13 protein-coding genes are annotated in these 13,412 nt (G+C 47.2%); 8 read left to right on the forward strand and 5 right to left on the reverse strand.

What is annotated here, in order from left to right; translation table 11 throughout:
- Positions 1 to 201 precede the first annotated feature (201 nt).
- Positions 202 to 1,266: a multicopper oxidase domain-containing protein gene (locus AAW31_RS13515; RefSeq protein ID WP_046850622.1), complete on the reverse strand. Its 1,065-nt coding sequence runs from the start codon at positions 1,264 to 1,266 to the stop codon at positions 202 to 204.
- Positions 1,267 to 2,059: 793 nt separating this feature from the next.
- Positions 2,060 to 4,183 (reverse strand): methionine--tRNA ligase, encoded by a 2,124-nt coding sequence (gene metG / locus AAW31_RS13520; RefSeq protein ID WP_046850623.1) that lies wholly within the window; start codon positions 4,181 to 4,183, stop codon positions 2,060 to 2,062.
- Positions 4,184 to 4,302: 119 nt separating this feature from the next.
- Between metG and apbC the strand changes: the two genes are divergently transcribed.
- From apbC to fghA, 8 genes are all read left to right on the forward strand, one after another.
- The gene (apbC, locus tag AAW31_RS13525; protein WP_046850624.1) at positions 4,303 to 5,391 is read left to right on the forward strand and encodes an iron-sulfur cluster carrier protein ApbC; all 1,089 of its coding nucleotides are present in this window, start codon (positions 4,303 to 4,305) and stop codon (positions 5,389 to 5,391) included.
- Between the two features lie 8 nt (positions 5,392 to 5,399).
- Positions 5,400 to 5,966: a dCTP deaminase gene (dcd, locus tag AAW31_RS13530; RefSeq protein WP_046850625.1), complete on the forward strand. Its 567-nt coding sequence runs from the start codon at positions 5,400 to 5,402 to the stop codon at positions 5,964 to 5,966.
- A gap of 904 nt (positions 5,967 to 6,870) precedes the next feature.
- Positions 6,871 to 7,293, forward strand: coding sequence for a hypothetical protein (locus AAW31_RS13535; protein WP_046850626.1), 423 nt, complete (start codon positions 6,871 to 6,873; stop codon positions 7,291 to 7,293).
- Positions 7,269 to 7,535 carry a hypothetical protein gene (locus AAW31_RS13540; protein WP_046850627.1) on the forward strand — a complete coding sequence of 89 codons (267 nt, stop codon included), beginning with the start codon at positions 7,269 to 7,271 and terminating at the stop codon, positions 7,533 to 7,535. Before AAW31_RS13535 ends, AAW31_RS13540 begins: the two co-directional genes overlap by 25 nt.
- Positions 7,504 to 7,719, forward strand: a complete 216-nt coding sequence (locus AAW31_RS20890) for a hypothetical protein (RefSeq protein WP_144412971.1) — start codon at positions 7,504 to 7,506, stop codon at positions 7,717 to 7,719. Before AAW31_RS13540 ends, AAW31_RS20890 begins: the two co-directional genes overlap by 32 nt.
- Positions 7,720 to 7,911: 192 nt before the next feature.
- Entirely contained in the window at positions 7,912 to 8,052 is a 141-nt protein-coding gene (locus AAW31_RS21445) for a hypothetical protein (protein ID WP_158441541.1), read from the forward strand.
- A gap of 248 nt (positions 8,053 to 8,300) precedes the next feature.
- Positions 8,301 to 9,407 (forward strand): S-(hydroxymethyl)glutathione dehydrogenase/class III alcohol dehydrogenase, encoded by a 1,107-nt coding sequence (locus AAW31_RS13545; RefSeq protein WP_046850628.1) that lies wholly within the window; start codon positions 8,301 to 8,303, stop codon positions 9,405 to 9,407.
- Positions 9,408 to 9,411: 4 nt separating this feature from the next.
- Complete coding sequence (gene fghA, locus AAW31_RS13550; RefSeq protein ID WP_046850629.1) at positions 9,412 to 10,263, forward strand: S-formylglutathione hydrolase; 852 nt, start codon at positions 9,412 to 9,414, stop codon at positions 10,261 to 10,263.
- Between the two features lie 8 nt (positions 10,264 to 10,271).
- Here the strand turns inward: fghA and AAW31_RS13555 are convergent, their stop codons facing one another.
- The 3 genes from AAW31_RS13555 to AAW31_RS13565 all read right to left on the reverse strand — a co-directional run bounded on the left by AAW31_RS13555 (position 10,272) and on the right by AAW31_RS13565 (position 13,275).
- Positions 10,272 to 11,498: an EAL domain-containing response regulator gene (locus AAW31_RS13555; protein ID WP_046850630.1), complete on the reverse strand. Its 1,227-nt coding sequence runs from the start codon at positions 11,496 to 11,498 to the stop codon at positions 10,272 to 10,274.
- Positions 11,499 to 11,559: 61 nt separating this feature from the next.
- Entirely contained in the window at positions 11,560 to 12,606 is a 1,047-nt protein-coding gene (locus tag AAW31_RS13560) for a metal-dependent hydrolase (RefSeq protein WP_046850631.1), read from the reverse strand.
- 12 nt (positions 12,607 to 12,618) lie between these two features.
- Positions 12,619 to 13,275, reverse strand: a complete 657-nt coding sequence (locus tag AAW31_RS13565; protein WP_046850632.1) for a TetR/AcrR family transcriptional regulator — start codon at positions 13,273 to 13,275, stop codon at positions 12,619 to 12,621.
- Positions 13,276 to 13,412: the final 137 nt, after the last annotated feature.

Raw genomic sequence — 13,412 nt, forward strand, 5'->3', positions numbered from 1 at the left:
ACTCAATCGCAAAGAAATGAGTAGGTAGGGTGTAATAAGCGAAGCGCATTGCACCATTTGTATCAAAGGCGCAATAATGATTGCGTCCTACGCAGTACACGGGCTCATTAGATTATATAAGAGCATGATAAAGTCATTATAAATTTGTTATTGACCCGATTTACAAAACCTTTACCATTTTTCTTCTGGTGACCGCTATTTTTATTCGACCGTAAAAGTCGTCGTCATGCCAGCCTTGATGTGATCATTGACATGGCAATGATACATCCAGTTGCCCTTGACATCTGGCTGCATATCCAGCGTTTTGGTAGCCGCTGGCAACACTTCAGTTACATCCACGCGATTACCATTATGCAATAAAGTGGCGCCATGCCAATGCGGCGAATGAAGATCGACTTCGCTTCCCATGCCTATGATATACCAGCGCACCCGTTCACCACTGCGCATCACATACCCTTTATTATTGCCATAAACCAATCCATTAATTCCATGTTTCAAATTACTTTCCTCAAATTCTTCGCTTCTGGGATCACAAGAACCTGTGCAAGTGGAAAGATTGATATCACGATATAAGCTATCATTTTCATCGAATACCGTAAAAAGGGAAATAAATTCACGATCTACCGCCAGTGGTTTCTCTTTGTTACTTGAGATAATGAGCGGACCAATCAGCCCGGCATTGGTATCGGCAGATTCATTGACATGACTATGGTAAACCCAGGCGATGGAAGAAGGATCATTTGGACCAGGGCCTGCGCGCTCTGGCACTTCCCAAATATAAGTGTGCTTTCCTCCCGGCTTCACGATTCCACCAGATGTATGCTTGTCATCTGCTGAATGGGCAGCGCCTTCGTGTTCCTTGGAATAACGCACGCCATGCGGGTGGATACTTGCTGGAAAACGGGTATTGTTCTTAAAATGAACCGTAATTCTGTCTCCCACGGCTGCCCGAATGACAGGCCCAAGTATACCCAGATGCTTCTCCTCAGCGACACGCGGTTTTACCGCACCAAACCCGGCGGTATACTCTCGATAGACCGACTTTAAATATCGCCGGCCAATTCCTTGCTCGACAAATACACGCTCATCTGCAGTAAATTCATTGCCTGTCATCGGATTAGCAGGAAAGGAAGGCGCATAATCCCATAATACTTCATCCGCGGCTATCCAATAAACCCGGTTTCCACCTTTAGCCCAAGCTGGATTGCTGATAAGTATAGTCAGCATCAGAACGGAAACAAGTAAAAGAACTTTATTTTGCAACATCGAATAGTTCCTCTTTGATAAAAAATAGCGAGCTTTCAGACTGATCACATAATCTTCGCTCTGACAAATGTGATATCGGTTTAGGAGGTAAGGTGTAATAAGCGAAGCGCATTGCACCATTTGTATCATAAAGCGCATAATGATTGCGTCCTACACGGGCTGATCGTGCTGCAGATCTAAGACCGTTAGTATTGCTTAGTTGACAATGCCATCCTAAAATTACCGATGACAGCAGCTATGTTCGCTCACAGTTTTATGAAAAGCTCTATTTATTCCATTGCCTCAGCAAGTTTTATATCGTCCTTCTGTAGTTCGTTCACTACCGTGAATCGATCAACCTCTCTCTTTAAGGCGATTTTCTCCACAAAAGCTAAAACATCTTCCTAACTGTTTAGGGTGATCGCTTTATGAAGACCCTTATCTCTTCAGTTAATAGAATCATCATACATACCTTAGTTTATAAAATATCACCGATAGTTATCATACAAATGATCCACAGCTTGGCAACACCTTCTCCAAGAGCAATATTGAATTTGCTGAAGGATTAGCCGTAAAGACAAGGTAAAATTACTCGCACTCAACAACATAATTCGGTTTAGTAACTGGGTTACTGATGCGAAGCCGTTAGTATTGATTTACTAGTAAGATTACCTCAATTTGGTCTATAGGTGCAGTAGGTAGGATCGGTTGAATAGTTCCAATCTTGTTGTTCCTATGCAGGCGGAAACCCTGGGTAGTCAACAAGCTGGATACCCGCTTTCACGGGCATGACGATTTTAGGGCCTCAGCGTGTTTATTTCACCCGCATCCCCGGCTGCGCACCCTCATCGGGTGAAAGTAAAAACAGCCCTCCCCCACTGCCCTCATCACTTGCTGCCAGCACCATCCCTTCCGACAAACCAAATTTCATTTTTCGCGGCGCGAGGTTAGCGACCATCACGGTGAGACGACCTTTAAGCTTTTCTGGATCATAAGCTGACTTAATACCAGCAAACACGGTGCGCTGCTCTGCGCCAATATCCAAGGTCAGTTTGAGTAGTTTCTCCGCACCTTCCACATGTTCGGCATTAACAATGCGAGCAATGCGTAGATCGATCTTGCTGAAATCGTCGATCGAGATGATTTCTGCGATCGGTGTAATCGCGCGTTGCTGGATATGCTGTTGCGCTTCTGAATGACGCACGCGTGAGTGAGAATCAGAAGCTGGGGCAATAGTTTGTTTATTGGCTTCAATCAATGCATTGATTTGTTTAGCATCAATGCGCGTCATCAGATGCTGGTAGGGATTGATCACGTGCCCTGCAGGCAAGAGCACGGTAGATAAAGCTTGGCCGGTTTCTTGTTTCGGCCAGAGAAGTGATGCGCAGTTGAGGAAATGTTCAATTCTTGCTGCTGTGGCAGGCAGAATCGGTTTCAGGTAACACGAAAGCAAATAGAACAGTTGAATGCCCAGGCTGCAGGCCAGATGTAATTCGTTGTTGCGCGCAGTCTCTTTGGCGATGTCCCAGGGCGCCAGCTCTTGAATCAGTTCGTTTACTTCATCTGCGCGCTTCATGATTTGCCGCACGGCGGCAGAAAAATCCCGCTCTTCATAGGCTTGTTCGATAACGCCAGACTGCCAGGAAGCGAAGCGCTCATCGATCATTTGCTGCAACGTGCGATATTCTTCGCCCGCTACCAGTTTACCGTCAAACCGTTTAGTAATGAATCCTGCGCAGCGGCTGGCGATATTGATGTACTTGCCGACCAGATCCGAATTCACGCGTGCGGTGAAATCTTCCAGATTGAGATCGATATCTTCCAGTGTGCCGTTCAGTTTAGCAGCATAGTAATAACGCAGCCATTCCGGATTAAGCTGTTGCTGTAAATAGCTTTCCGCAGTAATAAAGGTACCACGTGATTTGCTCATCTTTTCACCATTCACAGTAAGAAAACCATGCGCAAAAATCTGGGTGGGTGTGCGATAGCCTGAATTCTCCAGCATGGCCGGCCAGAAGAGCGCATGAAAATACAGGATGTCTTTGCCGATAAAATGATACAGCTCGGTAGTGCTATCTTTCTGCCAAAATTCATCAAAATCGATGCCACGCTGCGCACACAAATTTTTGAAACTGCCCATATAACCAATGGGCGCATCAAGCCAGACGTAAAAATATTTGCCGGATTCACCGGGTATTTCAAAGCCAAAATACGGCGCATCACGTGAGATATCCCAGTCAGACAGTTTGTTTTCTCCAGCCTCCCCTAACCATTCGTGCATTTTGTTGGCCGCTTCTGCTTGCAGATGGTTAGCTTCCCGTGTCCAACGGCGCAGGAAATCTGCACAGCGGCTATCGGATAAACTGAAAAAGAAATGCTCAGAGGCTTTTTTCACGGGGGCCGCACCCGAAACCGCAGAGTAAGGATTTTTTAATTCTGTCGGCGCATAGGCTGCGCCACAGGCTTCGCAGGAATCACCATACTGATCTTGCGCACCGCACTTTGGGCATTCCCCTTTTACGAAACGATCCGGCAGAAACATATTCTTAACTGGATCATAAAGCTGCTCAATGGCGCGCACTTTGATAAGCCCCATGGCTTTCAGTTTCTGGTAAATGTCTTCCGAATACTGACGGGTCTCTGGTGAATGCGTACTGTAGTAGTTATCAAACTGGATATGAAAGCCGGTAAAATCACGCAAATGCTCACCATGCACCCGGGCAATCAGTGCTTCCGGCGTCATGCCTTCTTTCTCGGCGCGCAGCATGATAGGCGTACCATGTGTATCATCAGCACACACGTAGTAAACGGTGTGCCCTTGCATTTTCTGGAAGCGAACCCAGATATCGGTTTGAATATATTCCACCAGGTGGCCAAGGTGAATGCTGCCGTTAGCATAAGGCAGCGCGGAAGTAATCAGCATCTTGCGTGTGTTCATCGATCGTCGGTATGTTGAATGTTCGGGAAGGTGAATTGTAACAAACTGGATACTTTCCCCCGATATTTGTTAACATCAATCATTTCAATAAATCATGCTCTGCATAAAGGAGTGGCATCGTGGCGATTACAGAACAACAAATAGAAACCGCCCTCAAAGAAACCATCGACCCTACCACGGGTAAAGACTACGTCACCAGCAAGGAAGTACATAACATCAAAATTGATGGCAACAATGTTTCGCTTGATATCGAGCTGGGCTACCCGGCCAAAAGCGTGATCGAATCGATCCGCCAGCAAGTCAGCAATACTTTGAAAACTATTCCGGCTATCGGCAATGTCACTGTCAATGTCAGTAGCAAGATTATCCCGCATAGCGTGCAACGCGGCGTTAAACTGATTCCCGGGGTGAAAAACGTGATTGCTGTCGCTTCCGGCAAAGGGGGTGTTGGCAAATCGGCGACTGCGGTCAATCTTGCGCTTGCGCTCGCTGCTGAAGGCGCCAATGTCGGCATCCTGGATGCGGATATCTATGGCCCATCACAACCCCAGATGCTTGGCATCAGCGGTCAACCTGAATCACCGGATGGCAAAACGATTGAGCCGATGCGTGCCCATGGTATTCAAGCCATGTCCATCGGGCTATTGATCGACGTAGAAACTCCGATGGTATGGCGGGGTCCGATGGTAACGCAGGCCTTGCAGCAACTGTTGAATGATACCCGCTGGCATGACCTCGATTATCTTGTGATTGACCTACCGCCCGGTACTGGCGATATTCAATTGACGCTCGCGCAGAAAGTGCCCGTGACCGGTGCGGTCATCGTGACCACTCCCCAAGACATCGCATTGCTAGATGCCCGCAAGGGATTGAAAATGTTTGAAAAAGTCGGCGTCCCGATTTTGGGTATCGTGGAAAACATGGGCATGCACACCTGCTCAAAATGCGGCCATACCGAGCCGATTTTTGGCACAGGAGGTGGAGAAAAAATGTGCAAAGACTATGAGGTCGAGCTGTTAGGCGCCCTGCCGCTGGATATTAAAATCCGCGAGCACACCGATTCAGGAAAACCCACAGTAATCGCTGAACCAGACGGACAGATTGCCGAAATTTATCGTACCGTTGCACGGCGGGTAGCAGTCAAAATCGCCAACCTATCAAAGGACTACTCTGAGGTGTTTACTAAAATAATTATGGAGAATGACTAATTCCTGATATGACCATTAAATCAGACAAATGGATCCGCAAGATGGCCATCGAGCACGGTATGATCGAGCCATTCGAGCCTGCACAAATCAAGCACAAAGATGGCAACAGCATCGTTTCCTATGGCACTTCGAGTTATGGCTACGATATTCGCTGCTCAGATGAATTCAAACTTTTTACCAACCTGAATTCGACGATTGTCGACCCCAAGCAGTTTGATTCGAATTCCTTCGTGGATGTTAAAAGTGAGGTCTGCATCATTCCCCCCAACTCCTTTGCTCTTGCGCGCACCGTCGAGTACTTCCGCATTCCGCGCAGTATTCTCACAATCTGCCTCGGGAAATCCACTTATGCCCGCTGCGGAATCATTGTCAATGTCACCCCTTTTGAGCCAGAATGGGAAGGTTACGTCACCCTCGAATTCTCCAACACCACCCCGCTACCCGCCAAGATCTATGCTAATGAAGGTGTTGCCCAAGTGATCTTCTTCGAAGCGGACGAAATCTGTGAAACCTCTTACAAGGATAGGAACGGTAAATACCAATTTCAGCAAGGTGTGACGCTGCCTAAGATATAATTTCAGACTAAAGGGTACTTCCTCTAAAAATCCAGAGATGCCCTAAAATCACTGCTTATCTTACACAATATAGAAATGATATATAGCTTAACCAGTTAAGAATGATTTAGAATATATAGGATTAAAGAACATATCGACAGTTCGGTTGTTTACGCAGTTCTATGGACAGCGCTTATTTGTGTTCGATAGGGCAACCCGCGTAAGGCGCAATAACTATCGGGCATTGCGCCGTATGTGCTACCTTACCATCTGGTGCAATGCGTTACACTTATTGCACCTTACCAGCTAAATCAAACATAACTTTGTCGGCTCTTCTTGCTGTATTATTGATATTGTTTACAGCTTGCCTTCACTTCATGTTTGGTTTAGATGAGAATTCTTTTTGAATCATTCTTAATAGGCTATAACAGCTTTGTATCTTCATGACGACAGCGCCTGGTGCGTAACTAGGGAGGGAAATCATGTACATACCCAAGCACATCGTAATCCTGAAATACTTTTACCAGACAAGTCTGTTTGTTTTAGCGCTGATAATTTTGGCTAGCCATGCTCTAGCCAATAAAAGTAATCCATCCCAGAATCAGACTGGTTTTACTCGTTTTGGCTTCGGATCGCGGTTTTGTTAGCAATGAAGAGATTCGGGATGCATTTGCGTCCATTTGCAGAGAATAGAATCATAATTTATTTCCGCAGCCAACCCACGTTACCAGCTCGCGCGTGAGCTGGTGTCACGTCAGCCATTGGCTGTATCTGTTTCATATACCCATCCTTACGGTGAAAGTTTTTTTGCAGTTGAAGATTTGATGGATAAGTTCCATGTTATGGAACATCCTTCGAACGCCCATGTCCTTGTTGTTAGATATAGCGCAACTGATCCCGTCAATGCACAAAAAATGCAGAAGGATTGGCAGCGCATCACAGAAAAGCCGCTGCTGGTTTTAGTTTTAAATCACTTGAGGTAATCATCGCTTATGAGGTAAAAGACGAAGAAACAAAACAGCACGCTGCGCTACTGCAACAAGCAATCATTAACAGCCGTGCAGCACAGGAATGGGACGATAATACCCAAGCCATCGTCGTATCGTTTCATCTTGGCCCCAAGCATGACAGCATGATCTTATTTGATAGCAAGCTCAAACAATTGTTACCCGCTGGCATGCGTTTATTACCCGATAATCAAAGCGACATCGGCAGCCTGAGCGTTTGGTTACAGCGCGAAGCCAGCCTGAGTCAGCCACTCACATCGGAGGATATTAGGGTGGTGCTCTGGCACATGGCGCGGATTTTGACTGGAATGAGCAAATGCGCGAAGCAGCACAGCTATTGATGAATCGCTACCAGATCGAATTCGTATTTTCGATGGCAGATCAGTCCACTATTGAGCGTGCTATACGCAAGCTGGAACGACGCGGTGCCAAAGCAGCCATTATCGTGCGGAGCTTTACCATGATGGAAGAAAGCTTTCGGCGCGAGATTGAACGCATGGTCGGGCTGGATATAGAAAACAAGGCTCAAAACACATCTGCCCATGAAGTTCATGTCGACAAGGATTTGTACAGCATGGCATAGTAAAAAACATTCCTACCCGCATCCGCACTCCTTTACCCATCCGAACAACAGGAGGAATGGGAGCACATCCGCTATTCGCGCCGCCCTGCTTGATCGTGCGCGCACCTTATCTAAAGATGCGGCCAAAGAAAACATCACTCTGGTGGCACATGGCTCAGAAGATGACCAGCAAAACGAGCAATAGCTTCAAACACTGGAAACACTTGCTATGCAGATGCGCAAAACAGGCGTAATGAATTTCGTGCAATCAGAGTCGCAACCTGGCGCGAAGACTGGCCAGATAAGCGTGATCCTTGGATTGAAAAAATTCGTACCATGAGTAAAGAAGCGCAAAAGCAAGCAGGAAGCGCGCTTGTTATTTCTGCACGGATTAATTATGAACGAAGGGCATGAGAAAAAGTTTTTGGCTGGATTGGAATATGAGCTTGTCTCAGGATTTGCGTCACATCCCTTGTTTGTCCAGTGGGTTGAGGAGCAAATCAAAGCAGGCATGGTGCAGCTCGGGGTCAATAAATGAATCTGCTGTATGCTACAATTTTGTATTAGCAAAACTGCATTTTAGCGAAACTTCGTTGTATCGAAACTGCGTTTTATCGAAACTGCGTTTTCACTAACTCATGCTGAATTCTTGACAAAAAAACTTCCTATCACGCCAATGATACGTTAATATTTTGACCATAGCTGGCTCGACTTTGAATGCTGACTACCTGACGTTCTGGAAGAGCACTTAATATCATTTGATCAAACAAAAAGGAATCATCGAGTATGAAAACACGTGCCGCTGTTGCCTGGCAGGCAGGACAACCTCTCACGATTGAAGAAGTCGATTTGATGGCTCCCCAAGCCGGCGAAGTCCTGGTTGAAATCAAAGCAACCGGCATTTGCCATACCGATTATTACACCCTTTCCGGCGCTGATCCGGAAGGATTATTTCCAGCCATCCTGGGACATGAAGGCGCAGGTGTCGTGGTTGATACCGGTCCTGATGTCAAATCGTTGCAGCAGGGCGATCATGTCATTCCCTTGTATACGCCGGAGTGTCGTGAATGCAAATTCTGTCTGTCCCGAAAAACCAATCTATGCCAGGCCATTCGCAGTACTCAGGGTCGCGGCATGATGCCGGATACCACCTCCCGCTTTTCACTCAATGGAAAACTGATCCTGCATTATATGGGTACCTCCACTTTTTCCAATTATGTAGTCGTACCTGAAATTGCACTGGCCAAAATTCGCAAGGACGCCCCCTTCGATAAGGTCTGCTATATCGGTTGTGGGGTCACTACTGGCATTGGGGCGGTCGTTTTTACCGCTAAAGTAGAAGCCGGGGCCAATATCGCGGTATTCGGCCTTGGCGGCATTGGTTTGAATGTCATCCAGGGCGCCAGGATGGTCGGAGCTGACAAAATCATCGGTGTGGATATCAACCCGGCGCGCGAAAAAATGGCGCGGGAATTCGGGATGACGCATTTCCTCAACCCCAATGAAACAGAGAATATTGTCGATGCCATCGTGCAATTGACAGGCGGGGGTGCCGACTATAGCTTTGAATGCATCGGCAATCCGCAGGTCATGCGTCAGGCACTGGAATGTACGCACAAGGGATGGGGGCGCAGCATCATTATTGGTGTGGCAGCAGCCGGCGCTGAAATCAGCACGCGCCCGTTCCAGTTGGTGACAGGTCGTAAATGGGAAGGTTCTGCCTTCGGTGGGGCTCGTGGTCGCACTGATGTTCCCAGAATCGTCGACTGGTATATGGAGGGAAAAATCAAGATCGATCCCTTGATTACGCATACACTGAAGCTGGAAGATATCAATGAAGGCTTCCAATTGATGAAAGCAGGCCAATCCATCCGTTCGGTCGTCATTTACTAACAGCATGACGACTCATCTGGAAACGCGCAGCACCCATCGCTGTTTTGGAGGCACACAAGGTTTCTATCAGCATTTATCAGAAACCATCGGTTTGCCAATGCGATTTTCGGTCTATCAACCCCCGCAGGCTCAGCACGGCTCAGTACCCGTCCTTTTCTTTCTTGCCGGACTGACCTGCACGGAAGAGACCTTCATGATCAAGGCAGGCGCACAACGTATGGCTGCTCAACTCGGTATCATGCTGGTCAGCATGGATACTAGCCCTCGCGAGACAGGTATTCCAGGTGAAGCAGGCGATTGGGAGTTGGGTGCGGGTGCAGGATTTTATCTGGATGCAACTGAAGCACCTTGGTCAAAGTATTTCCGGATGGAAAGTTATGTGACACAGGAGCTGTACCAGCTCATTTTGTCCCATTTCCCGGCACAGCAAAATCGTGTCGGTATCTTTGGCCATTCGATGGGCGGCCATGGCGCCTTAACACTTGCGCTGCGCAATCCAGATCTGTATCGATCCGTTTCAGCATTTGCTCCGATCGCTGCTCCGCAACACTGCCCGTGGGGCCAGAAAGCATTCAGTCATTATCTGGGCGCATCTCGCGAAAATTGGTGCAAACATGATGCAACCGCCTTAATCGAAGCGGGGCATCGACTACCTGCGCTCCTCATTGATCAAGGTCTCAAGGACCCTTTCCTGGCAGAACAATTGCAGCCAGATCGTTTTGAAGCAGCCTGCCGGCTGCATGGGCAACCCCTGACAATCCGCCGCCATGATGGCTATGACCACGGCTATTACTTTATCAGCACCTTCATGACAGATCACTTACAGCATCATTATGATCAGCTTAGTCAGCTATAGCAACTTAATCAGTTTGTGCTAACTACCAAAAGCTCCGTTTGTACCCTGTTTAGCCACACTTTTATCCATTCTGGAATTTCTTCGGCCAATAATGGTTTTGAGACAAAATTACCTTGCGCGAGATCACAGCCAGTACGGCGCAGTAATTCCCAGTCATCCCTATCTTCAACCCCTTCCGCCACTGATTCCATATTTAATTGTTTGGCCAATGCCAGACTAGCATCATAAATCACACGCAGCGTTTCATCTTTCCAGGCCCGGTGGACGAATCCTTGATCGATCTTGAGCTCATCAAAGGGAATATCGCGTAACTGCGCCAATGAAGAATGTCCGGTACCAAAATCATCGATGGAAAGCTGAAAGCGCTTCAAGCGCAGTCGCGTCAGAATCTCGAGCGATACGCGCATATCCCCCATCAACTGACTCTCAGTGATTTCCAGCACCAGTTTTTGCGGTAAAATTCCGATGTCGGCAGCAAGCTTAACAACGTGATCCTGGAAATCCAGAGAAGTCAGATTATCCATAGAAACATTGACGGAAACGCGTAACTCAAACCCTGCCTGTTGCCATTTTTTGGCTTGTGTAAATGCCTGTAAAAGGACGAACTGAGTTAAATCATTGATCAGGCCGTGTTCCTCCGCTACATGGATAAATTGATCCGGAAAAACGAGGCCATCTTCAGCATGATGCCAACGCACCAATGTCTCGACCCCCACGACTGCACCACTGGCAACCGATACCTTCGGCTGATAATAATTGATCAGTGCGCCTTCTTTAATGGCAGTTTTGATTTCTTCCGCGCTATATATTTTTTTAGCTTTAGATGGTTTTGCTGGCACTGGTGGCGCCCATTGTGTCAACAATGCCAGCATTGCTTCAGGCTGGACAGGTTTTTGCAGATAACCAAGCATATGTATTTTATGCGCCTGCACCAATCTCTCAGCCGTTCTCAGCATGCGCTCATCCTCGCCGCTCACGAGAATCAAGCTGCCCGTAAACTGCCGATCAACCAGATAACGCACAAATTCGATCCCGTCCATTCCCGGCATGTTCAAATCAAGCAATATCAGATCAGGCCGGGTTGCCTCGTTATCCACCTGCACTAATGCATCTGGCCCATTATCACAGCAAACAACGGATGTAAATCCGTGTTTTGCCAGCATCCGTGCCAACAATTTGAGCATAAACTGCTCATCGTCAAGAATCAAAATCTTGATCGCAGATCTTTCGATCATGATGTTCCTTTCCAGGGAAAATAATGCGTCATGAGCTAGAATAAACATAGCTCAAACCCGTTTAATCAATCCAAAAAGCGCCTTTTTGACGTTGCAAATACCACTTAGTGCTCCCGTCTTCTCTGCACCCGCCATAGCGAAACGATGGGGGCAGTATGGGAAATTTAAACCGTAAATCATAAAACCAGATACATACTCCTTTTTCAGAGGTGTCAATTCTATCGAATTGTGGAAATACCGCAAACCGTCGGAAATCTGCCAAGGCAGGCTGATGCCAGGCTTCACGTACCAGCATGGTATCAGCAGGAATATCACCAAACCGCTTAACTTGTTGCCACTTTGCTGAATTCAGCGGCTGATAAACGGCAAGCATTTCCGATAGCACGCCATGATCAGGAAACGCCGCCGAGAAATCAGATGACAATTTAACTAATAGAATATGATAAATTTCTTCCTGCATGACAACGATTTGCCAGTTAAAAGGCGAAAAAGGCTGTGGTAACACCCTGATTTCTGCGGCAGGGAGAGCCATTTTCTGGACATAAGCCAGACCAATGCCCCTAGCCCGTTCATGCAAAGAGACTAAAAATATCACATACATCGTCAGGCAAATGAGCGCAGAACCAGCGATAGACTTCTTTTCTGGAAAAATGTAACTCATGACCAGCCCCAAGATGATAATGGCACTGAACCATAAGTCAACGACAAACGCGAGCGGCAGAGAAAATCGTTCGGTAGAAAAAGGCGCCAGCAGCATCACTCCATAAGACGTCATCAAATCTTCTGTGATATGAATGGCAATTCCAAGACCGGACGGAATCAAAAAAAGCTGCCATGAATAACGGCCACGCGCAACCTTGGAAAATAAATGTGCCAGCAGAAATGCCCACAGCGGCAACATCACGAGCGAATGGGTGGGGCCTTGATGCCAATTAAGATAGATCAGCGTATCAATTAACCGTAATACCACATCCATATCAGGAAAAGCTGCCGCCGTCATGCCGGCGATGAGGCGGATACGCACTGGTAGCGCTTTTAATCTCGGCAGCACTGGCTCGGCTGCACGCACCAGCAAGGCACCGCTTAAGGCATGAGTCAAGGTATCCATCGCATGGGATGATCAATGGGTCGAGTATTTGCTGGAAGATGGGCTGATACGAGGCACTAGTGTCAGGATGGCACTTGGCTTGGCACCACCATAAATAGTCTCTCCCAGCCACATTGCTAATTCTAAATTGCGATTCAGGAATTGTCGCGTACGCTTCGATCCAGGTGTTTCATCGCGCATCCAGAAAAAGAACGTCATCAGATAAACAGTGGTCAAAGCCGATTCCTCCAGCGCACGCCGCAGAAATGTGGCATCACGTTGCGCTGCTTCACGAATCCATTGCACAGTTCGGCTAATGCGCATCACTGCCGGAATCTGAATATGGATGTGCCCGGGTTCAAGCTTTGCCAAAATCATTTGGCATGTTACCTTGCGCTGAACCGCCAGGGCATCCAGCCAAATCATGATGAGATCATGAATACGCTGCTGCGGTGTCAGTGCTGAGAAATCAGCAGTCTTTGCCTCTCTGAGCATGATGCCGTCTGCCCGATCAAACCAGGCATCCACCAGTTCTTCTTTTTCACGAAAGTAATTGCGTATCTCATCCAAGGAAATATTCATTTCAGCCGCAATATCATAAAAACGAACGGCCTCCCAAGAAGTACGCGCAGCAATTGCAACAGCAGTATTGACAATGTCATCACGGATATTTTCACTTTCTGTTATCATCTTGCCCTCCTTAAGCGATTGCTTCTCGATTGCGAGAAATACACTTTAATTAGCTAAATTGTGCTTTATATCCTATAAGAAATAAGAGAACATGCTCGCAATTTTTTATCTCGATATAAAGATAGGATACTCTAACC

The sequence above is a fragment of the Nitrosomonas communis genome (assembly GCF_001007935.1).
GTDB classification, from domain to species: Bacteria; Pseudomonadota; Gammaproteobacteria; order Burkholderiales; family Nitrosomonadaceae; genus Nitrosomonas; species Nitrosomonas communis.